This is a genomic window from Amycolatopsis sp. NPDC049159 (assembly GCF_040648295.1).
Lineage (GTDB): Bacteria > Actinomycetota > Actinomycetes > Mycobacteriales > Pseudonocardiaceae > Amycolatopsis > Amycolatopsis pretoriensis_A.
This window is the reverse complement of sequence record NZ_JBEZDL010000014.1, coordinates 146,649-166,580: the sequence shown is the minus strand read 5'-3', so window position 1 is coordinate 166,580 and position 19,932 is coordinate 146,649. Positions and strand designations below refer to the sequence as shown.

Here is a 19,932-nt window from a genome sequence, read left to right as displayed (position 1 = left end):
GGTCCTTGTCGTGCTCATCTCCGAGCGTGCCGCCTCGCTTAGCGCGTCCGCCTTGCCGGGATAGGCTTTTCGCCATGGAGCTGAGGATCTTCACCGAACCGCAGGAAGGTGCCGCCCACGGCGATCTGCTGCGCGTGGCCCGGCACGCCGAAGCGACGGGGTTCCCCGCGTTCTTCCGGTCCGACCACTACATGCGCACCGGAACCGCGGCGGCGCACCCGGGCCCGTCGGACGCGTGGGTCACGCTCGGCGCGCTGGCGCGGGAGACCAGCCGCATCCGGCTGGGGGTGCTGCTGAGCCCGGTGACGTTCCGGTACCCCGGCGCGCTGGCCGTCACGATCGCCCAGGTCGACGAAATGTCGGGTGGGCGCGTCGAATTCGGCATCGGCTCGGGCTGGTTCGCCGGCGAGCACGAGGCGATCGGCGCGCCGTTCCCGACCAAGGGCGAGCGCGTGGACCGGCTGGGGGAGCAGCTCGAGATCCTCACCGGACTCTGGGGCACCCCGGTCGGCGACACGTATTCCTTCGAGGGCAAGCACTACCGCATCGTCGACTCGCCGGCCCTGCCGAAGCCGGTGCAGCAGCCCCACCCGCCGATCATCATGGGCGGCAAGGGTCCCCGGCGCCTGCCGAAGCTGGTCGCGCGCTACGCGAACGAGTTCAACAACTCCCTGTGGGACGAGGAGAACACGGCGGCGCAGTTCGACCGGATCCGCGCGGCCTGCGAAGAGATCGGCCGCGACCCCGGCGAGATCACGTTCTCGGTGGCCCAGACCATCTGCGTCGGCGCGGACGAAGCCGCGCTCGCCGCACGTGCGGAGAAGATCGGCCGCACGGTGGAAGACCTGCGGGAGAAGGCGCTCGCCGGCTCGCCCGCGGAGGTCGTCGACAAGCTCGGCCGGTGGCGCGAGCGCACCGGGCTCTCCCGCGTGTACCTCCAGGTCCTCGACCTGGCCGACTTGGACCACTTGGACCTGATCGCGGCGGAGGTCGTCCCGCAGGTCTAGGGGTCCGCCGCGGTGTCGAAGGGGGCTTTCCTCAGCAGGGGGAAGTCCCCTTCCTTTGTGTGGTCACGGGGAGTGTCAAAGTGAATCTTTTTTGTTAAAGGCACGACGCAAGATGCTGGTCAATCACCTGATCGGTTAATTTTTTCCTCTCAATTCTTGACTCGGCACTCAGTCGCGATCGCAGAGGAACGGCAGAAATGCTCAATGAGCGGCAGGTCACTGGTCGGAGAAAATTCCTCACTGGCGCAGTTCTCGGAGTCGGCGGGACGGCGCTCCTCGACAACGGGCTCCTCACCGGCGTGGCGGGAGCCGCCGAATCCACCGCGGCGGGTGCCGATTGCCCCGCCTCGATCGTCAACCCCGCGGACCAGCAGTACCCGGACCTGGTGCGCGCCCTCAACGCCCGGTTCGTGGCGCACCCGGAGCGGGTCGCCGTCATCGACTCGCCGTCGCAGGTCGCCCCGCTGGTGACCGCGGCCGTCAGCGCGGGCAAGCGGATCAGCGTCCGCAGCGGCGGCCACTGCTACGAAGACTTCGTCTACAGCGACGAAACCCAGGTCATCCTCGACCTGAGCAGCATGAACCGCATCTACTACGACCAGCAGCGCAACGCGATCGCGGTCGAGTCCGGGGCGATCCTGCTGGACGTCTACGAGAAGCTGTACAAGACCTGGGGCGTCGTCATCCCCGGCGGCGTCTGCTATTCCGTCGGCGTCGGCGGGCACGTCGCCGGCGGCGGCTGGGGCTGGCTGGTGCGCCGCAACGGCCTGGTCGTGGACCACCTGTACGCCGTCGAGGTCGTCACTGTGAACGCCGCGGGCCGGGCCCAGACGGTCGTGGCCACCCGCGAGCCCGGCGACCCCCACCGCGAGCTCTGGTGGGCGCACACCGGCGGTGGCGGCGGCAACTTCGGCATCGTGACGCGGTACTTCTTCCGCTCGCCGGGCGCGACCGGCACCGACCCGCGCAAGCTGCTGCCGAAGCCGCCCGCGCGGACGAACTTCACCGTCGCCGGCTGGAACCTGAACAACCTGACGGAGGCGCAGTTCTCCCGCCTGGTGCGGAACTACTCGCAGTGGCACATCGACAACAAGTCGCCGAACAGCCCGGCCCGCGACCTCACCGCTGCCCTGTCGGTGAACCACAAGTCGAGCGGGTCGGTCACCGCGCTGGCGCAGCTGGACGTGTCGGTGCCGAACGCGCAGGCCATCATGGACGGCTACATCGCCTACCTCGCCGACGGCGTGGCGCCGCCCGACTTCGTCGCCCCGCAGACGTTGCCGTGGCTTCAGTTCGTCGAGCTGACCGGGACCACCAACTCGGTCGCGAACGACCCGACGTCGCGCGCGAAGTACAAGGCCGCCTTCATGAAGGGCCTGTTCACCCCGGCGCAGACCGCGGCGATGTACAAGCACCTCACCCGGTCCGACATCAGCAACCCCAACATCAACATCATCTTCCAGCCCTACGGCGGCCAGGTTTCCGCGGTGCCGCAGGCGAACACGGCCATCCAGCACCGCGACGCCGCCTACCAGGTGCAGTGGTCGTCGGTGTGGAGCGGCGCCGCCGGCGACGCCGCCAACATCGCCTGGGCGCGCGAGGTCTACTCCGAGGTCTACGCGGCCACCGGCGGCGTCCCGGTGCCCGACGACGTCTCGGACGGCTCGTACGTCAACCACTGCGACGCCGACCTGAGCGACCCCGCGTTCAACAAGTCGGCTTCGCCGTGGCACGCGTTGTACTACAAGGGCGCGTACCCGCGCCTGCAGGCTGTGAAGAAGAAGTACGACCCGCGCAACGTGTTCCGGCACCGCCAGTCGGTCGAACTCCCGTCCTGACCCGCGTACGGAAAAGCCCCGGACCGCTCAGCGATCCGGGGCCTTTTCGTACGGTCAGCTCGCGATGTCGATGGGCCGGTCTTCGCCCGGCTCGATGGTCCGGACGACGCGGGCCGGCGCACCCACGGCGACGACGTTCGCCGGGATGTCCTTCATCACCACGGAATTCGCGCCGATCACGGCGTTTTCGCCGATCGTGACGCCCGGGCCGACGATGCTGCCCGCGCCGAGCCAGACGTTGTCCCCGATGGTGATGGGCTTGCCGTAGCCCCACTTCGCGCGGCGCGACTCGGGCTCGATCGTGTGCCCGGCGGCCAGCAGCTGCGAGTACGACCCGAGCAGGACGTCCTCGCCGATGGTGATCTGCCCGACGTCGAGGAAGATGACGCCGAAGTTCGCGAAGCTGCGGGCCCCGATCTTGGTCTGGTACCCGTAGTTGCAGTAGAACGGCGGGCGCAGGTAGGCACCCTCGCCGAATTCGCCGAAGAGCTCTTCGCAGATCTCGCGGCGCCGTTCGCCTTCCAGCACGGAACTGCGGTTGTACTCCTCCAGCAGTACCTGCGCGCGCCGGACCTCCTCGCTCAGGAGTTCCCCGTTCGCGAGGTGGTACTCGCCGGCCAGCATCAGTTCCTTCATCGCGTGGTCATCAAGCTGCATGGCGACGCTCCCTGGGGTCCTGGTTCACCGTTTCACGGTGCCCGCGCGCCCCGGACCAGGACATCTCCCAGCGTGCCGATCCCCTTCCACCCCGGCGAAAAATGCGCTGAGGTAGGGCAGGATGACTGTCGGCAAAGACGAGCGCGATCATTCGTCGGCGAAGCGCGAAAGGATGAAAATGATACTCGTTACCGGCGGCCTGGGTTCCATCGGGTCGCACACCGCACGGGGTTTGCTCGACCAGGGCGAGTCCGTCGTGCTCACCGCGCACCGGTCGACCGAACTGCCGGAATACCTCGCGAACGAGGCCGAGGGCCGAGTCGTCGTCGAGCCGCTGGACACCACGGACGAGCAGGCGTTCCTCGACCTGGGCAAGCGCCACGAGATCACCGGCATCGTCCACCTCGCGGCGAGCTACTTCGCCACCCCCGACCCGGTCGAGTACCTCCGCGTCGAAACCCTCGGCCTCCTGAACGCCCTCAAGGCGGCGTCGGTCTGGGGCGTCCGCCGCTTCTCGGTCGCCAGCTCGATCGGCGTGTACGTCGGCGTCGACGACTCCGCCCCGTGGCGCGAGGACGCGGCCCTCCCGGTGCTGCCCCTGCCCCAGATCCTCCAGTTCAAGAAGACGGCAGAGCTGTTCTCGATCGCAGCCGCGGCCGCCGGCGGCTTCGAGCTGGTCAACCTGCGCATCGGCACGATCTGGGGCCCGCTGAGCCTGCCGGACTCGCCGTTCTTCGCCCTGCCCCGCCTGCTCAGCTCGGCGGTACTGGGCGAGGACGCGGACCTGACCCCGCCCCGCCCGGACGCCTACGCCGAGGACGCAACGGACCTCTGCTACGTCAAGGACTGCGGCCGCGCAATCGCCCTGTTGATGACGGCGAAGCACCTGAACCACAACACGTACAACGTCTCGAGCGGCCGCCTGGTGCCTTACGCCGAGGTCGTCGACGAGATCAACAAGGCGGTCCCGGGCGCGAACATCACCCTCCCCCCGGGCCGCAGCCCGGAGCGCCCCTCGCCGAACTACCTGGACATCACCCGCCTGCGCGAGGACACGGGCTTCGAGCCCGAGTACGACTCGGCGCGGACGGTGCAGGACTACGTCGCTTGGCTGAAGACGCACGAGCGGTAGGTAGTTTTGGGAACGGGCCCCAGGCAGCGCCAAGCGCCGCCTGGGGCCTTTTCGCGTGGCGGGGACTCGCGCGGGGGCCGGGCCTCCGCGCGAGTCGGCGCTCGGGGCAGCGCGGATCGCCGCCTGGGGTCTTTGCGCTTTGGGCAGTGCGGATCGTTGGCTGGGGTCTTTTCGTGCTTCGGGTAGTGCGGATCGTTGGCTGGGGTCTTTTCGTGCTTCGGGCAGTGCGGATCGTCGGCTGGGGTCCTTTCGCGATCCGGGCAGTGCGGATCGTCGGCTGGGGTCCTTTCGCGATCCGGGTAGCGCGGATCGTCGCCTGGGGTTCTTCACGCGGCGCGGACTTGCGCGGGGCGAGGCTTTCCGCGCGCCGGGCGGCGCTAGCCGCCGTCCGGCGGCCTCTTCGCGCGTTGCCGAACCGCGCGGGCCTTCGCGCGTTGCGGACGCGCGCGGGCTTTCGCGCGTTGCGGACCCGCGCCTGCCTCGCGTTGGGACCCCGCGCGGGCCGGGCTCGCCGCGTGGGGCTCGTCCTGGGCCCGGCGCGGCGCGCGAGTTCGCCCCCGCCGGTACCCGGTCGTGCGCCCCGCCCCGGTGGCGGCGGTGCTGCCTGCCGCCGACGAAAGATCCCGGCCGGGTCGTGGTGACCGGGCCGGGATCCGTTTCGTTGCGTCGAAGCGCGTCAGTCTGCGGCGGCCCGGTAAATGCCGTAGCCGTAGCCCGAGACGTGCAGGCCCGCCGCGTCGTAGCTCGTGCCCTGGCCGAGGATCAGCTCGCCGGGGTCCGGGACGGTCACCGTCGCCGGGCGCAGGGCCGGGTTGACCACCACGGTGAATTCGCCGCGGCGGTAGACGAACGGGTAGCCGGCCCGCACGATCGAAACCTCGCCCCGGGCGCCGAGCGCCGGGTTCGCCTTGCGCAGGGCGATCAGCTCGCGGACGAGGTTCAGGTTCGAGTCCGGGTCGGCCTGCTGGGAGGCCACGTCCGGCCGGGTCGGGGACGGGTTCGGCGGCAGGTACGTGACCTCCGGATCCGCCGCGTCCCACTGCATCGGCGTGCGCGAGCCCGCGCGGTTGAAGCCGTCTTCGAAGACCTGCAGCAGGCTGCCCTCGTGGTCGGGCAGGCCGGGCTGGTACTGCGTGCCGATCTCGTCGCCGTAGTAGATCGCCGGCAGCGTCGGCCACGTCAGCAGGAACACCAGCGCGCTGCGCGCGTGCCGGGCCGAACGCGAACCCGCCACCAGGCGCGGCCAGTCGTGGTTCGCCGTGGGCAGGATGACGTGGCCGCGGTCGCCGATCGACGCCGTCGTCGTCGCCCATTCGGCGAGGAACACGTCGATCGAGCCCTGGCCCGCCGCGTCGAAGTAGGCCGGTCGCGGGTCTTCCCACGTCATGTCGTAGACGGCGCGGTTGTGGAACAGCGAACGGAACGCGCGGCTTTCCCCGTAGTGCATGAAGAAGTCCGCGTCGAACCCGGCCGGGACGGCGACCTTCGGGTCGTTCCACTCCGACAGCAGCACCGTGCCGGGGTGCGCGCGGTCGATCCACTCGCGCACGTCGCGCCACAGCTTCGACGTCTCGACGAGGCCGGGGTCGTCCTTGATCAGGAACGGCGCCATGTCGACGCGGAACCCGGCGATGCCGTAGCCCATCCAGAAGTCCATGATGTCGCGCAGGGCCTGCCGGTTCTCCCGCGGCCCTTCGGCGTCCACCGGCTGGCGCCACGGCTCGGCCTCGTTCGGCCGCCCGTAGCCGAAGTTCAGCGCGGGCTGCACGGGGAAGTAGTTCGGCAGGTAGAAGCCCTCGCGGCTGCCAGGCGACGGCTGGAAGTTCGGGCCCCGCTCCGCCGCCCAGATGTACCGGTGGTCGTCCGGGTCGTTCGCCGAGTGCACGAACCACGGGTGCTCGTTGGAGGTGTGCCCCGGCACGAGGTCGAGCAGCACGCGGATCCCGTGCCTGCCCGCCGAATCGACCAACTTGAGCAGGTCGTCGTTGCTGCCGTACCGCGGGTCGACGCGGTAGTAGTCCGCGACGTCGTACCCCGCGTCGAACATGGGGGAGGCGAAGCACGGGTTCAGCCAGACCGTGTTGACACCCAGCCACGCCAGGTAGTCCAATTTGGACTCGACGCCTCCGAGATCGCCGATCCCGTCCCCGTTCGAGTCCGCGAAGCTCTGCGGATAGATCTGGTATAGGACCGCATCCGCCAACCAGTCAGCCATGCTTGCCAAGCTACAAGAACCGCCGGTCGGCGGGCGTATCCGAACGTGCGGGAAGGCCCGCGCGCGCGACTGCGCCGAGGCACGCAGATCGCCGAGAGCGGCCGTGCTCCCGGCGATCTGGTAAACGTTTTCCCTGGCGGCCGGACGCGTTCACCGGCCGGGCGCCGGACCGGTCAGCGCTTGACGTTGTAGTGCAGGTGCAGCACGCGGTCGCCCTGGATGACGACGTCCGGGTCTTCGAGCTGGACGGTGCCGGCGTGGCTGCCGAAGTACCGCTTGCCCTCGCCGAAGACGACCGGCGCGACGTCCAGCGCGACCTCGTCGACGAGCCCGGCCGAGAAGGCCTGCCCGGCGACGTCACCGGCGGCCACGCAGACCAGCCCGTCACCGGCGAGCTTCTTGGCCAGGTTGATGCCGTTCTCGATCGAGTCGGCCGTGTGGAAGGGCGCGTCCGGGAACCGGGCCAGCCACTCGTCCGGCAGCGGCCGGTGGGTGATGACGACGAGCTCGTCGGCGGACGCGGGCTTGCCGCCCCAGCCGTCGAACGTGTCGAACAGGTGCCGGCCGATCACCGTGACCTTGATGGCGTCCCAGAAGGGCTGCACGTAGTCCGCAGAGGCCTGGCTGACGTTGAACGACCACTCGTCGTTGGCGCGGATCGTGACGTCGCCGTTCGAGTACCAGTCGAACAGCGGCCCGACCGAGTCGTCCGGGTAGGCGATGTAGCCGTCCAGCGAGACCACGGCGTGTACGACAACTCGGGCCATTGCATCCGCTCCTTGATTTCATCGGCGGCGCAGGACATTCCTGCGCCCGTTGGCGATGCTATCGGCGGGGCCGCGGCGCGCATCTCCCTAATTGCTCTCCTCGGCGAGTTCGACGATGAGACCTTCGGGACCGCGGACGTAGCACATCCGGAAGATGTTTTCGTAATTGACGATCTCGCCGATGGTGTCCAGTCCTTTTGCCCGAATTCGCTCGATCGTGCTGTCGAGATTCTCGACGATGTATGCGATGTGCCGGAACCCCAACCGGTTCACCGCCGGCGCCTGCGCGTCCGCTGAATCCGTCGCCGGGTCGACCGGGTGGTGGAACTTGGTCAGCTCCAGTTTTCCGCTCCCGTCCGGCGCGTTGACCATCACCATTTCCAGCCGCACGCCCTCGAGCCCGAGGATCCGCTCGACCCAGTCGTCTTCGATCCGCATCGGCGCGGCGACTTCGAAGCCGAGGTCGGCGAAGAAAGCCGTCACCGCTTCGAGGTCGTCGACGATCACGCCGACGTGCTCGAACCGCCGCACGCCACCCCCGGCCGCACCGTTCATGGTGAATTCCCCTCGCTCGTCGGACGATTCCGGTCCGCCGCGAAACCTACGCGGCCGCCTGCGCCCCCGGCCACGGCGACCGGCGCCCCACGTGACCCAGGTGCGCGGTCAGCAGGTCGGCGTCCGCCCCGACTTCCACAGGCGGTCCGAACATCCCGAGCGCCCGCGCTTCGGGCCCGACGAGCACGGCGGCGAACTTCTGCGCCGCGGCGACGACCTCGGCGTCGGGCGCGTAGGCGATCCCGCCGCCGCTCGCCAGGTCCCAGCCGTGGGTGAGCACCTCGTTGAGGCACATCAAGGCGTGCACCGAACCGGGCGTGTCCGCGCCGCCCTTGCCCGGGGTGACCCGGTCGAGGATCCCCGGCTCGGAAAAGGCGGTGACGCACCGGTCCCCGAGCGCGCGAACGGTGACCGCGGGGTCCGCGCCGAGCCGTTCGGTGTGCGCCAGGTGCTCCAGCCGGTCCGGCTGCGAGTCCGCGGGGTCCAGCGCCGGCCCGGTCGCCGCCTGCGTCGCCAACCCGACCATGCCGAGCATGTGGTTGCCGACCTGGCGGACCGACCACCGTTGGCACGGGCTCGGCCGGTCCCAGGCCGCCGGTTCGATGGCGGCCACCACGTCCGCCGTCGTCCGGAAAGCGCGCTCGAGCAGTGTGGGCAGGTCCATGTCCGTCCTCTCGTCGCCAGCTTTCCTCCAATCTGGAACATGATCAAGCAAACGATCATCTTGCTGCGTGCGAGATTCGCCTTTGCGGTGGTCAGCGGCTCGGAGGCAAGTGCTTGGCGTACCGGGGAACGGGCCGGGTGCCCACAAGTGACGGTCAGGCGGCCCGGTCGGCCGCGGCCTGGCCCGGCACCGGATCGTTCGCCGTCCGAACGGGGTCTCCGCACGGTGCCGCGAGCCCGCCCGTCGTCGGATCCGAACTGGACAGTGCGGTGCCGCCCGCGACCGGTGGTGCGGTGCCGGAATGCTCCGCGGCCGCCCGGAAGGCCAAGTGGTGCAGCTTCCTCAGGTGCCGCTGCACCAGACCGGCCCGCCGCGCTTCGGCGAAGATGGCCCGCGCGGCGCCGTTCTCGCGGCGACGGCGGTGGCGCGGGGTGGATCCGTGGTCCGCCACGATCGTGTCCTCCAGTGGGTGTGCCGGATCGGTCCGGCGTGTCGGGTTGACGGGTTTCATTGCTCGGTGTGACCGTTCGGTCGCGCGCGAGCACGACGGCCGGGTTCGCCGCCTGGGTAACAAGGTTGTCTCGACTGGAACTCGGCCCGGTCAGGTTGGGCCACCTGGCCGCTCGCACGGTGGGTCGTCCGGACCTTCGCGCACTGCGGGGGAATGCGGGCCGCCACCGTCCACTGTGGGAGCACACCGAGCAGGAGAAGCCGTTCCGGTGTGGGGCCGATCACGTGGCCAGGGCACGTCGTGCGCAGCCGCGCACGACGTCTTCCCTGGTGGCGCCCCCGGCAGGACTCGAACCTGCGACCTAGAGAGTCGCAGGAAACCGTCCGATATGGACAGGTATGGTTGTCTGACCTGCGATAGAACGCATGAACCGTTGGGTACCGACCGGCACAATCGGGTACGTTTCTGGTACGTTTGTGGACCATCGTTTGGGCTCGGCAAGGTCGTCGTGGGGTGCTACCGTCCGAGGGTTGCCGTGGGATCCCAGGTCTGGTTGAGAGCGGCGGGTACCCGGGTTCGAGTCCCGGCCAGCCAGGCCAACGAGGTCCCGAGGAACGCGTCCTCGGGGCCTCACCACGTCGGCGGCGTAGTACCCTGGTCGGCGAGAGCGTGACGCCGTGGGCGGCGCGCGAGTCGCAAGGCCAGGTGCACCCGGGGAATACCGGGACCCTGGCCTTACGCATGTCTGATGTTCACCCGCCGAGCAGGGACTCCAGCTTCGCCGCGTTCTCCGGCGACGTCCGCCGCTTCCGCCGATAATTCCGCTCCACGATCTCCGGCGTGTTCCCCAACTGATCCGCAGCGTCCTCGTTCGTGCCGCCCACGTCCACGATGTGCGTGCCGACCGTGTGCCGCAGCATCCGCGCCGCCACCCACTCGTACCCGATCCCGTCGCACGCCTGCCGGAACCGCTTCTGAAAGTTCGACGGGTCCGTCCACTCCCCGTTCCACGTCGGGAACAACGGCCCCTCACCGGCTGCCAGCTTCCGGCGCGCGAACATCGGCGCCGCCCACGACGGGTACATCGGCTCGACGGCCTCACCCCCGCCCTTCCGCCGGAACTTTCGCACCAGACCGACCCGCTCGATCCGCACCAGGTGATGGTCGAGCAGCACCGTCCGCGCCTGCGGGTCCACCCCGGTCCCGACCGCCGCGAGGATCTCGCCCGGCCGGCCACCCGTCGCCAGCATCGCCTCCACCGCGTCCGGCAGATCCCGCCAAGCCTGCACCCGCACCCCGCCCCGCGCCGAGCCGTCCGCCTTCGTCGTGCACCACGCGCGCAGCTTCGTCAGGAAGTCCAGCCGCTCGTCCGGCTCCAGCGCTCGCACGTCCTCACGGTCACCGGACTGCTCGATCGCCTCCGCCGACTTCGCCGGGTTCGACGTCATCGCGCCGTGCCGCACCGCCAGACCGCAGATCCCTGTCAGCACCGTCTTTGCGCGCTTCGCCGCCGCGTACCCCGCACCCCGCTTCGACCGCTTGCTCTTCGCTGCGTCGTCCCGGATCGCCTTCAACGTCTCATCGCATAGCCCCGCGTTGTCAGCCTCGCCGCACGTCAGCTCGCCCATGCGACGCCGGATTTGATCCGCGGAGTCCTCGTAGTCGTACAGCGACTTCGCCGCCCGCTCCCCACGCTCCACTTTCCGCCGGAATTCAGCCAGCCACAGGTCGATCACCACAGCGAACCGGGTCTCCACGTTGATCGTCTTGCTCGCCGCCTCGTTCGCGAGCTTCGCCATCGCGGCCTTCAGCTTCCGCTCCGCCGCGGTCCGCGACGCGCCGCGGCGCTTCACCGGCTTGAGCCGGCCGTTCCGCATCCGGAACCGGGCCCGCGCCTCCCACACCCCCGGAGACACCTCGCGCACGTTGATGTTCCCGAACGTCCCGATCTCAGTTCTAGGACGCGCCATGCTCTCCTCCGCGGAGGGTCAGGCGGCTTCACGGTCCCGGATCGCGTCCGCAATACGGTCGATCGCGCGTCTCCGGCGGTCAGCCTGGAGAACAGCTGCGACACCGAGGACGATCGCGATGCCCAGGTGCAAGCCGAACAGGTGGGTGGGCCATCGGTGGATGAACCCGAGGATTGCGTGGACCAGGAGGAGTAGTCCCGATGTGGTCGCGTACCTTGCCAGCCTGGTTCGGGTGGCGGCGGTGGTCGCGGCGTGGGTCAGGTGCGCGGCATCCTGGATGATCACGATTATCCCCTCCAGCTGGGCCTTTCGGTGAGGACGGTTGGTCCGTTCGGCAGGGGTATCTTCGTGCTTCCGTGGCGCAACGTTATCGAACAGGCGGTCTATCTACGCGGAAGTACTAAGATCAACCTACTGATTCGGTAACTTCCGTCAGATGACACCTGCAGAACCCGTGTCACTCCACTACGATACCGGCGCCTGGCGAGGCATGTTCGCGGCGAATTCGTAGCGCGTCCTCGGCGTAACTGACCGCAGCGTCGGGATTGACCTCGGCGATCTCCACGATCCGCTCCGCCAGTTCGCGTTCCGTCATCGCGATGATCCTTCGGTGCTTCTCCGGGACGTCTGCGACGGCGCCCGGAGCGGCGTGGCTGCTGACGGCCAGGGGTGTACTCGACGGTGCGTCGTCACCTTCGAGGATCATGCGGGGCGTGTCCTCGGTCCAAGCCGGCAGGAATCGGCCGAGCGCGTAGAGGAACGACTGGCCGACGCCCGGCTGTCCGGTCTCCACTAGCTCGAGGCTCTTCTTGTTCAGCGCTACGCCGGCGGTTGCTGCTGCTGCGACCAGCTGAGGGCGCGACATGCTGAGCGCCTCACGCGCCTTGGTGACGGCGTCGCCGAGGCGCTGTCGCGCTTCCGGGGAGTAGTTGGCTGTGCGCAGCCTGCTCGACGGCATGGGTGCATTGTGCCGCATGGCGGCGCATGTTGGGGAGCGTCTTGGCTGCTTGAGGCGTGACTTTCGTCCGTGGTCCCCCCGGACTAGAACTCGCTGGGCTCTGGCCATGAACGCATGCTAGCGCATGGTGACGCATGTTGTGAACCCGTGATGCAAGAAAATGCGCCAACATGCTTGACCAGAGACGCATGACGGCGCATGATCTGCGGCATGCCACTCCTCAACGGGCCCCGCGTGCGACACCTCGCCGCCGAGCGCGGTTGGGATCTGCCGACGCTCGCACGGAAGGCAGACCTCAACCCCCGCACCCTCGCCAACACCACCCGCCCCGACAGCCCCCAGCCGGTCAGCCTCCCCGCTCTCTACGCCATCGCCGGCGCCCTCGCCCTCACCGGGCAGGACCGCCGCGACGTCGCCGCGAACATCGTCGCCGACCCCAACGTCGCCGCCGAGATTCGTGCCGCGAAGGACGAGGAGAAGAAGGAGACCAAGAGCGAGCCGCGCGGCCCGATCCGTCGCAAGGACACCGAGCGAACCACCGGCCCGAAGCGCGCCGCCGACACGACCATCGCGGTCGCGTCGTGAGTGCCATCGTCGCCGCGATCGAGCGGCTCACCGAACGCGTCGCACGCCTCGAGAAGGCCGTCAAGGCGCCGCCGCGGAAGTCGTGGAAGCCCCGCGAGGTCGCCGCCATGACCGGACTCGGCTACGACACCGTCCTCGAGTTGATCCATGAGGGCACGCTGCGCGCGACGAAGGTCGGCCAGCTGTACGTGATCGCGGACGACGAGGTTGACCGGTTCCTCGGTCGCCGGAAGGCGGCCGCGTGATGAGCACTCTCGTCCCGGCGACGGGTTCGCCGTTCGACAGGATCAAGCAGACGCGTCCGGACGGTTCGGAGTTCTGGTCCGCGCGCAGCCTTCAGGTTCTGATGGGTTACTCGCGGTGGCAGAACCTGTCGCCCGCGATCGCCCGCGCGCAGCAGTCCGCCAGCAACACCGGGTTGGACGTACCCCGGGAGTTCGTGCAGGTCGGAATGGTTACGGGATCCCGGAACCCGTCTGACGTGAAGGTCGACTTCGAGTTGTCGCGTCAGGCGGCCTACCTGGTGGCGATGAACGGTGATCCGAACAAGCCGGAGGTGGCGTCGGCTCAGGCGTACTTCGCGGCGCGGACGCAGCAGGCCGAGATGGTCGAGCAGCGCGTCGCTGATCTGCCGGCGTGGGCGCAGGCGATTCACGCGCTGGTGGACAAGCAGGCCGCGATCGAGTTGGAGCAGCAGCGTCAGGCGCGGCAGGCCCGGGAGATCGAGGCGCGCGTCGACTCGATCGAGGGGAACTACGGCGAGTTCACGGCGCTGGGTTACGCGAAGTTGAACGACCTTCCGACGGCGCGGCCGTGGCTGGCGCAGTTGGGGAAGCGGGCGTCGGCGGCGCTGCGGGCTGAGGGTGAGGAGCCGCGGCGTCGGCAGGACGCGACGTTCGGGTTGATCAATGTCTATCCGACTTGGGCGTTGGATGCGGCGTTGGCCGAGATGTCCGACGCTGCCTGATTTTTCTTCCACATTGGACGGCCCGGTGCTGTCACACCGGGCCTTGATCAGAGGAGTAGAGCCTCATGACCGTCAGCATTCTCGCATCCGGATCGACCGGGCGCGACACGCTGTTCCCGGCGCGGCCGCATCCGCGGCGTGCCGCGGTGTGGACGCCGTTCGAGTCGATCGTGTGGGCGGTGTCGCTGTTGTGCGCGGTGCGCCGGCTCGGCGGTTCGCGGGGTGGGCACCGTCGGGCGGCGGCGGGGACGCGGCTGAACATGGCGGCCGGGCGTGCCGGGAAGTTCCTGAGGGACTGGTGGGTGTTGTTCGCGGTGTTCGGCGGGTTCGCGCTGGTCACGATCGTCGGTGTGCTGGTGCTGTCCGTGCAGGTGCCCCGATGACCGCGAATGCCTGGGGTCCGAAGAGCACGGAACCTGACCGCACCCTGACTTTGCGGGACCAGGACGGGGACCTGATCGCCTACAACGCTGACGAGGCGAAGGGTGGCGTCGGCTGGCGGTTCATCCGGGTCAAGGGCCACAAGATGAACTACAGCGGAGTTCCGTGGTCCGACCTCGACGACGAGTTCGAGGTCTCTTGGCCGCTCTTCAGCGTGGAACCTCTGGTGTCGCTCAACGCGGAGACCCAGGTCGAGTGGGGTGTGTGCATCGTCGCCCTCGGCGAGGTGATCCGCGAGTCCAGCGAGACAGAGGCTCGCCGGCGCGTGGGCTTGGCCCGCGCTGGTTCCCGTGCGCTCGTCCGCCGCGAGGTCGGCCCGTGGACCGAGGTGCAGTCGTGAGCGCGCCGGTGTTGGCGCGGCCGGACGAGCTCGCCGAAATGCTGGCCGACTGGCGCATCCGCGTCGGCCGCGACCCCTACCACGGGACGCTGCTGCCCGCCGTCGAACGCGGTCTGCTGCCGGTCGCGCGGCTGCGCGTCGACCACATGCCGACGGTCCCGGTGCTGCGCGTCGTCGAGCCGCGGTTCCCGCGGCTGGCTGCCGCTGTCCGCTGGGCGACGACGGTCGGCGCGATCGGTGTCGCGGTGGGTTGCCTCGGCGCGGCCGCGGTGCTCACCGCCGGGATGCGAGCGGGGGTGCTCCGATGAGCGAACTGATCTACCAGGTCATCGAAGGAGCCCGCTGCGACGCGCGCAACTGCGGGAAGGTCTTCGAGCTTCCGCAGCCGGTCAGCGTATTCGAGGGCAGGCGGGCGCTGGAAGACCTCGCGCGCCCCCTCGGCTGGTCGATGTGGGTCGGCCACACGCGGCGCACCTACTGCCGCGACCACGGTCCACGCCCCGGTTCCAAGCTGCGGAAGGTGTGGTGATAGCCGTGAACGACTTCGACACGGTCCGCGCGATCCTCGCGCACGCCGCCGACCTCCAACCCCGCATCGGCGCCATCTCCGTCGCCAGCGCACCGACCATCCGGCTCCGCGACGACGACGTCTCGTCGTTCCGCGCGTGGGTCGGGAGCTTGTCCTCCGCGTCGCCGGTCTACAGCGACGCGGGGGAGAACCGGGCGGTGCTGTCGTGCACCGGCCTGATCAAGGGCGGTCGCCGTGTGTCGGTGGTCGTCGATGTCCGGGCGGATTTGCTCCGTCGCAACGATCTCGTCGGCTTCTTGTCGGCGCATGAGCTGGCGCGTCTCGCGCCGATGGTGGTGAACCGCTGATGGGTGACAACCGACGCGACTACGGCCCGCAGGGGTGTGCGGAGAAGGGTGTCCTGTTCGGACTCCTGGCCGCGCTGCTCCTCACGATCACCCGGAAGGGCGGCAAGCGATGACCGAGTTCCTGCCCGGCGAGAAGGTCGTCGGCCCCAGCCTGATGCACGAGGACCGCCGCGAGGTCAGCGGCGCGTACGTCCGTCCTTTCGGGATGGGCCACCCGCGTGCGCTGATGATCGAGCAGGGTGACGGTACGCGCTCCGTCATCGACGCCGACGCGGCCCGATACCAGAACCCGCGCATGTCCGACTCGCTCCGCAACCTCGCCGACGTCCTCGACAACAACCCGAAGCTGGCGAGATGGTTCAGCTTCGAGCACTTCAGTCAGCACATGAGCGCCGAAGAGGCTGGCGCTCTGGACGAGTTCGCGGACATGTTCGGTGCGCAGGTCGAGTCGCGTACGCACGGTCCGCGGTCGTCGAACGCGGGTATCAGTTTCAGCTTCGTGTCAACGCAGATCGGGCCGATCCAGATGCAGTTGCAGGCGTACACCGAGGACTACGAGAAGGCGAAGCTCGTCGCGATCGGCCCGATCCCGCCGGAACAGATCGAAGAGGCGAAGCGGGTGTCCGACTGGAACGCCGAGCAGGCCGATCGGAACGCGGGCGGTGCGTGATGGCTCACTGCGTGATCTCCGAAACCTACGACACCGACAGCGAAACCCTCAACCCCGCATGCGTGGTCCACACGCACCACGCGCCGTGCCCCCGCGACGGCGAGCCGGCGAACCCGACGCCCCTGCACGGCGACGACCTGCCGGGCGAGACTGCCATGGTCCGGGCGTGGGCTGATCTGACCGACCAGCAGCGACCCTTGGTCGTGCACCACATGGGACGTGGCGTGGATCGGTTGGGGCACAACAAGGATGGCTTGGAGTGTCCGTGCTCGCCGTCGGTGTATCCCGCTCGGGAGGAGTCGTGATGTCCCGGACGGTGGTGCTGGCCGTGAATCCCGGTGTCATGCCGCAGGTTGAGGGGATCTTGCGTGCGGGTGCGATGCGGATCTCGGAGTCGGTTGGTGGTGACGGTGTGCGTGTGCGGGTGCACGAGTTCGTGGCGCCGTGTTTGCCGTCGCGTGTGGTCCCGGAGGAGACGCCTGTCGAGGTGGCGGAGCGGCTGGGGATGCCGGAGCGGATGTTTGAGGCGTTGGTGATGTTGGCGGATGGGTTGGCGGTGAAGCAGATTGGCCGTGAGATGGGGATTGCGGAGTGTTCGGCGAAGTCGCATTGTGCGCGCTTGTACCGGTTTCTTCGGGTGAATGGTGCGCCGGCTGCGGTGGCTGAGGGGTTCCGGCTGGGGCTGCTGACGGGCGGTGAGTCGTGACCGAGCGCCCCGCACCGCCGCCCCTGGAGTATCGAACGCCGCTCTGCTCTGTGTGCGGCACGGAGACCCGTCACAGCGTCAATGGCCGGTTCTTCTGTGATGCCTGCGGCTGCGGGTGGGATGACTCGATCATCGATCTCGAAGGCGAGTGGGAGAACACCGCTTCCGAGCAGTGCACGGCCACGGTTCGACCCTACGAGGACAACACCTGGATCCCGGAGGAGGACGAGCGGAAGCACCTCGAACTGAGGTGCATTCGTGACGCGGGCCACTGCAAGGAAGACGAGCTAGGCGAGCCGCAATCCCTTCACGCCCACCCGGAACTCATTACCTTCGCGAAGGGGTGGGCGTGATGAGCGGGCTCGGTGTGCTCGCCGCCGTCGCCGCGCTCGTCCTCATCGGGCTCGCCGCGCTGCTCCTCGTCGACAAACGCCGCCCCATCCGCCACCTCGACGACCAGCCCACCGACACCGGGCCCTGGCTCGGCGACGGCGACCTCGACCGCATGACCGACGAACGCATCGCCGCCGAACACAACCTCCACAGGAGACTCCGATGACCACCCTGCTCGAAGCGGCGAACTACCACCAGACCCGCCGCCACTACACCAAGGAACTCAACGAGCGCGGTCGCGGCTACGCGCTCTGCTCCCTCAACGGCGCCGACTGGACGCGAGTCGACGTCTATGACCAGACCGCGATTGCCCGCGTGCACGCGCTCGGCGGCGAGGCGAAGGACAACGCCACCCTCCCGCTGTGCAAGCGGTGCGTGAAGTCGGCCGCCGCGCAGGGATTCGAGGTGCCCGCATGACCGCGCCCGCCGAAGTCAGCTTCGAGGCCGCAGTCGCCCGGTCGCTCGCCGGCCAGGACGTCGGCCGCGACCTCACCCGCTTGGAGAAGTCCGCCGTCGCCCGCGCGCTCGCGGCGAAGAACTACACCGACCGTGCCATCGGGTTCCACCTCGGCGTCCACGAGGACGCCGTCCCCCGCCTCCTCAACGGTCGACCCGCCAAGAAAGGCCACCAGTGACCACCAAGTACACCGCCCCCATCCGGCGCGTCAACACCGCCAAGTCCCACTACTACGTCGACGCCAACGGCGAACGCGTCCCCGGCGTCACCACCATCCTCGGCGACGGAATCCCCAAACCCGCCCTCATCAACTGGTCTGCCAACTCCACCGCCGAGTACGCCGTCGACCACTGGGACGAACTCACCGGCCTCTCCCCGTCGCAGCGCCTGACCAAGCTGAAGGGCGCCCGGTACGCCGAGAAGGACGCCGCCGCCAACCGCGGCACCGAAGTCCACAACCTCGCCGAGAAGCTCGCCCGCGGCGAAGAAGTCGAAGTCCCCGACGTCCTCACCGGACACATCGAGTCCTATATCCAGTTCCTCGAAGACTTCGCCGTCCGCCCGGTGCTGCTGGAAACGACGTGCATGTCCCACAAGTACGGGTGGGCCGGGACGTTCGACGGGATCTTCGAGTTCCCGAACGGGCTGAAGGGTCTGCCGATGGAGTGCCCGCGGCTGCTGGCCGACCTGAAGACGAACCGGTCGGGGATCTTCGGGGAGACGGCGCTGCAGCTGGCCGGGTACCGGTACGCGGACACGTACCTGGACGAGGACGGTATCGAGCAGCCGATGCTCGAGGTGGACGGCTGCGCGGCGGTGCACATCACCGCGGACGGCGCGCACCTGATCCCGGTGGTGGCGGGTGAGGCGCAGTTGCTGCAGTTGCGGTACGCGAAGCAGGTCGCGGAGTTCGTGAAGGGTTCGCGGGATCTGGTGGGCGCGGCGGTGGAGCCAGCCGGCCGGACGCCGCGCCGCCGCCTGGAGCTCGTCGGGGCGGTCGCCTGATGACCGAGCTGCAGCAGTACCAGGGTGGCGGCGACATCGTGGCGCAGTCCGCGCTCCCGGCCGCCGCCGGTGCGCTCGTCGAGTGGGCGCAGGCTCTCCGCTCGGCGAAGCAGATCGCCGACGCGCTCTGCGTCACCGCGTTCTGCCCCCAGCAGTTCCGGAACAAGCCGGAAGAAGCGGCCGCCGCGATCCTCGCTGGATCCGAGATCGGGCTCTCGCCGCGGGCGTCGATGAACAGCTTCGACATCATCCAGGGCTCCGCCGCGCCGCGCGCCGTGACGCTCCGAGCGGTCGTCCAGTCGCACGGACACGACCTCTGGGTGGTCGAGTCCACGAACACCCGAGCCATCGTAAAGGGCCGCCGCGCCGGGTCGGACGCCGAGCACACGTCGACGTGGACCATGGACCGGGCGCGTGGCCTCGGCCTGCACACGAAGGACAACTGGAAGAAGCAGCCCGGCGCGATGCTCGTCGCCCGGGCGACCGCGGAGTGCGCGCGGTTCGTCGCGTCGGACGCGATCCTCGGCATCGCCTACACGGCTGAGGAACTGGCCGACACGTTCGAGCCGGAGCCCGCGGCGGTGGGCCGGGCGTCCGTGCGGCGGCGCGCGACGACGACCCGCGTGTCCCGGCCCGCGCTCACCGGCGCCGCGCCGGCGACGGTGGAGTCGGCGGGTGAGCCGCCACTGCCCGGCGACGAGGTCCCGCCGGTCGAGCCGGCCGCGCCGATCACCGAGCCGCAGATGAAGAAGATGCAGGCGATCTTCACGAACGCGGGCGTCGACCGTGACGTCCGGCTCGCCGCGTCGTCGGCGATCCTGCAGCGCGAGATCAGCACGGCCTCGGACCTGACGAAGGACGAGGCGACGGTACTGATCGACACGCTGGAAGGGCTCGGCGAGGGCGAGGACCTGACGCGTCGGATCGAGGAGCTGGCGGACCCGACGTTGCCGGGCGACCCGGACCTGCAGGCGGGTGGTCAGTCGTGAACGCGCAGGAGCACGTCCGGGCAGCCGACGCGTGGCTGGCCCGCGCCGAGCAGGCATGGACGGACTTCGACCAGGACGGCGAGCCGCGGGACATCAGCAAGCTCCGGAAGGCGGAGGTCGCGACCGGGCTGTCGCGTGCACACGCGGCGCTGGCGTCGCTGCTGGACCGGCCGCGTCCGTCCACGATGGAGCACCGCACCCCGAACGGTCTCTCGATCCCGGTGTCGCCTGTGCCCCCGCGCCGCGGCACCTGATGGTGGTCGGGCGGGCAACCCCGAGCCCGCCCGAC

The 19,932-nt window shown here is 69.2% G+C and carries 30 protein-coding genes; 21 read left to right on the top strand and 9 right to left on the bottom strand.

Annotated elements, in window-relative coordinates; genetic code table 11:
• The first annotated feature begins 74 nt into the window (after positions 1 to 74).
• Both AB0B33_RS26075 and AB0B33_RS26070 read left to right on the top strand, forming a co-directional pair.
• Positions 75 to 1,007 (top strand): LLM class F420-dependent oxidoreductase, encoded by a 933-nt coding sequence (locus AB0B33_RS26075; protein ID WP_360776507.1) that lies wholly within the window; start codon positions 75 to 77, stop codon positions 1,005 to 1,007.
• Between the two features lie 299 nt (positions 1,008 to 1,306).
• Complete coding sequence (locus tag AB0B33_RS26070; RefSeq protein WP_360776505.1) at positions 1,307 to 2,845, top strand: FAD-binding protein; 1,539 nt, start codon at positions 1,307 to 1,309, stop codon at positions 2,843 to 2,845.
• Positions 2,846 to 2,899: 54 nt separating this feature from the next.
• Here AB0B33_RS26070 and AB0B33_RS26065 read toward each other — a convergent pair whose 3' ends face one another.
• Positions 2,900 to 3,502, bottom strand: a complete 603-nt coding sequence (locus AB0B33_RS26065; protein ID WP_360776503.1) for a sugar O-acetyltransferase — start codon at positions 3,500 to 3,502, stop codon at positions 2,900 to 2,902.
• A gap of 178 nt (positions 3,503 to 3,680) precedes the next feature.
• Between AB0B33_RS26065 and AB0B33_RS26060 the strand changes: the two genes are divergently transcribed.
• A complete protein-coding gene (locus AB0B33_RS26060) occupies positions 3,681 to 4,634 on the top strand; it encodes an NAD(P)-dependent oxidoreductase (RefSeq protein WP_360776501.1) in 954 nt (317 codons plus the stop codon).
• Between the two features lie 676 nt (positions 4,635 to 5,310).
• On the opposite strand, the gene AB0B33_RS26055 is transcribed toward AB0B33_RS26060, so the two are convergent.
• The 8 genes from AB0B33_RS26055 to AB0B33_RS26020 form a co-directional block, all read right to left on the bottom strand.
• Complete coding sequence (locus tag AB0B33_RS26055; protein ID WP_360776499.1) at positions 5,311 to 6,849, bottom strand: alpha-amylase family glycosyl hydrolase; 1,539 nt, start codon at positions 6,847 to 6,849, stop codon at positions 5,311 to 5,313.
• Between the two features lie 173 nt (positions 6,850 to 7,022).
• Entirely contained in the window at positions 7,023 to 7,616 is a 594-nt protein-coding gene (locus AB0B33_RS26050) for a dihydrofolate reductase family protein (RefSeq protein WP_360776497.1), read from the bottom strand.
• An 87-nt stretch (positions 7,617 to 7,703) separates the two neighbouring features.
• Positions 7,704 to 8,171: a VOC family protein gene (locus AB0B33_RS26045; protein ID WP_360776495.1), complete on the bottom strand. Its 468-nt coding sequence runs from the start codon at positions 8,169 to 8,171 to the stop codon at positions 7,704 to 7,706.
• Between the two features lie 46 nt (positions 8,172 to 8,217).
• Positions 8,218 to 8,835 carry a TIGR03086 family metal-binding protein gene (locus tag AB0B33_RS26040; protein WP_360776493.1) on the bottom strand — a complete coding sequence of 206 codons (618 nt, stop codon included), beginning with the start codon at positions 8,833 to 8,835 and terminating at the stop codon, positions 8,218 to 8,220.
• Between the two features lie 154 nt (positions 8,836 to 8,989).
• Positions 8,990 to 9,286 (bottom strand): hypothetical protein, encoded by a 297-nt coding sequence (locus AB0B33_RS26035; RefSeq protein WP_360776491.1) that lies wholly within the window; start codon positions 9,284 to 9,286, stop codon positions 8,990 to 8,992.
• A gap of 752 nt (positions 9,287 to 10,038) precedes the next feature.
• Entirely contained in the window at positions 10,039 to 11,256 is a 1,218-nt protein-coding gene (locus AB0B33_RS26030) for a hypothetical protein (protein WP_360776489.1), read from the bottom strand.
• An 18-nt stretch (positions 11,257 to 11,274) separates the two neighbouring features.
• Positions 11,275 to 11,541 carry a hypothetical protein gene (locus tag AB0B33_RS26025; RefSeq protein WP_360776488.1) on the bottom strand — a complete coding sequence of 89 codons (267 nt, stop codon included), beginning with the start codon at positions 11,539 to 11,541 and terminating at the stop codon, positions 11,275 to 11,277.
• Between the two features lie 172 nt (positions 11,542 to 11,713).
• Positions 11,714 to 12,214 carry a hypothetical protein gene (locus AB0B33_RS26020; RefSeq protein WP_360776486.1) on the bottom strand — a complete coding sequence of 167 codons (501 nt, stop codon included), beginning with the start codon at positions 12,212 to 12,214 and terminating at the stop codon, positions 11,714 to 11,716.
• A 210-nt stretch (positions 12,215 to 12,424) separates the two neighbouring features.
• On the opposite strand from AB0B33_RS26020, the gene AB0B33_RS26015 reads away from it, so the two are divergent.
• From AB0B33_RS26015 to AB0B33_RS25930, 18 genes are all read left to right on the top strand, one after another.
• Positions 12,425 to 12,799, top strand: a complete 375-nt coding sequence (locus AB0B33_RS26015; protein WP_360776484.1) for a hypothetical protein — start codon at positions 12,425 to 12,427, stop codon at positions 12,797 to 12,799.
• On the top strand, positions 12,796 to 13,044 hold the full coding sequence (locus AB0B33_RS26010; RefSeq protein WP_360776482.1) for an excisionase family DNA-binding protein: 249 nt from the start codon (positions 12,796 to 12,798) through the stop codon (positions 13,042 to 13,044). Before AB0B33_RS26015 ends, AB0B33_RS26010 begins: the two co-directional genes overlap by 4 nt.
• Positions 13,044 to 13,766 carry a hypothetical protein gene (locus tag AB0B33_RS26005; protein ID WP_360776480.1) on the top strand — a complete coding sequence of 241 codons (723 nt, stop codon included), beginning with the start codon at positions 13,044 to 13,046 and terminating at the stop codon, positions 13,764 to 13,766. Before AB0B33_RS26010 ends, AB0B33_RS26005 begins: the two co-directional genes overlap by 1 nt.
• Before the next feature lie 65 nt (positions 13,767 to 13,831).
• Positions 13,832 to 14,149: a hypothetical protein gene (locus tag AB0B33_RS26000; protein WP_360776478.1), complete on the top strand. Its 318-nt coding sequence runs from the start codon at positions 13,832 to 13,834 to the stop codon at positions 14,147 to 14,149.
• Positions 14,146 to 14,547, top strand: a complete 402-nt coding sequence (locus AB0B33_RS25995) for a hypothetical protein (RefSeq protein WP_360776476.1) — start codon at positions 14,146 to 14,148, stop codon at positions 14,545 to 14,547. Before AB0B33_RS26000 ends, AB0B33_RS25995 begins: the two co-directional genes overlap by 4 nt.
• Entirely contained in the window at positions 14,544 to 14,855 is a 312-nt protein-coding gene (locus tag AB0B33_RS25990; protein WP_360776474.1) for a hypothetical protein, read from the top strand. The genes AB0B33_RS25995 and AB0B33_RS25990 overlap by 4 nt, the downstream gene beginning before the upstream one ends.
• Positions 14,852 to 15,076: a hypothetical protein gene (locus AB0B33_RS25985; protein ID WP_360776472.1), complete on the top strand. Its 225-nt coding sequence runs from the start codon at positions 14,852 to 14,854 to the stop codon at positions 15,074 to 15,076. Before AB0B33_RS25990 ends, AB0B33_RS25985 begins: the two co-directional genes overlap by 4 nt.
• Before the next feature lie 5 nt (positions 15,077 to 15,081).
• Entirely contained in the window at positions 15,082 to 15,423 is a 342-nt protein-coding gene (locus AB0B33_RS25980; protein WP_360776470.1) for a hypothetical protein, read from the top strand.
• 109 nt (positions 15,424 to 15,532) lie between these two features.
• Complete coding sequence (locus AB0B33_RS25975) at positions 15,533 to 16,093, top strand: hypothetical protein (protein ID WP_360776468.1); 561 nt, start codon at positions 15,533 to 15,535, stop codon at positions 16,091 to 16,093.
• Between the two features lie 11 nt (positions 16,094 to 16,104).
• A complete protein-coding gene (locus tag AB0B33_RS25970; protein ID WP_360776466.1) occupies positions 16,105 to 16,398 on the top strand; it encodes a hypothetical protein in 294 nt (97 codons plus the stop codon).
• On the top strand, positions 16,398 to 16,799 hold the full coding sequence (locus tag AB0B33_RS25965; RefSeq protein ID WP_360776464.1) for a LuxR C-terminal-related transcriptional regulator: 402 nt from the start codon (positions 16,398 to 16,400) through the stop codon (positions 16,797 to 16,799). The genes AB0B33_RS25970 and AB0B33_RS25965 overlap by 1 nt, the downstream gene beginning before the upstream one ends.
• Entirely contained in the window at positions 16,796 to 17,152 is a 357-nt protein-coding gene (locus AB0B33_RS25960; RefSeq protein ID WP_360776462.1) for a hypothetical protein, read from the top strand. Before AB0B33_RS25965 ends, AB0B33_RS25960 begins: the two co-directional genes overlap by 4 nt.
• Positions 17,152 to 17,358, top strand: coding sequence for a hypothetical protein (locus AB0B33_RS25955; protein WP_360776460.1), 207 nt, complete (start codon positions 17,152 to 17,154; stop codon positions 17,356 to 17,358). Before AB0B33_RS25960 ends, AB0B33_RS25955 begins: the two co-directional genes overlap by 1 nt.
• Positions 17,355 to 17,609 carry a hypothetical protein gene (locus AB0B33_RS25950; RefSeq protein WP_360776458.1) on the top strand — a complete coding sequence of 85 codons (255 nt, stop codon included), beginning with the start codon at positions 17,355 to 17,357 and terminating at the stop codon, positions 17,607 to 17,609. The genes AB0B33_RS25955 and AB0B33_RS25950 overlap by 4 nt, the downstream gene beginning before the upstream one ends.
• Complete coding sequence (locus AB0B33_RS25945) at positions 17,606 to 17,827, top strand: hypothetical protein (protein ID WP_360776456.1); 222 nt, start codon at positions 17,606 to 17,608, stop codon at positions 17,825 to 17,827. The genes AB0B33_RS25950 and AB0B33_RS25945 overlap by 4 nt, the downstream gene beginning before the upstream one ends.
• Positions 17,824 to 18,654 carry a hypothetical protein gene (locus AB0B33_RS25940; RefSeq protein ID WP_360776454.1) on the top strand — a complete coding sequence of 277 codons (831 nt, stop codon included), beginning with the start codon at positions 17,824 to 17,826 and terminating at the stop codon, positions 18,652 to 18,654. Before AB0B33_RS25945 ends, AB0B33_RS25940 begins: the two co-directional genes overlap by 4 nt.
• Positions 18,654 to 19,643: a hypothetical protein gene (locus AB0B33_RS25935; RefSeq protein ID WP_360776452.1), complete on the top strand. Its 990-nt coding sequence runs from the start codon at positions 18,654 to 18,656 to the stop codon at positions 19,641 to 19,643. The genes AB0B33_RS25940 and AB0B33_RS25935 overlap by 1 nt, the downstream gene beginning before the upstream one ends.
• Positions 19,640 to 19,897, top strand: a complete 258-nt coding sequence (locus AB0B33_RS25930; protein WP_360776450.1) for a hypothetical protein — start codon at positions 19,640 to 19,642, stop codon at positions 19,895 to 19,897. Before AB0B33_RS25935 ends, AB0B33_RS25930 begins: the two co-directional genes overlap by 4 nt.
• The last annotated feature ends 35 nt before the right edge of the window (positions 19,898 to 19,932 follow it).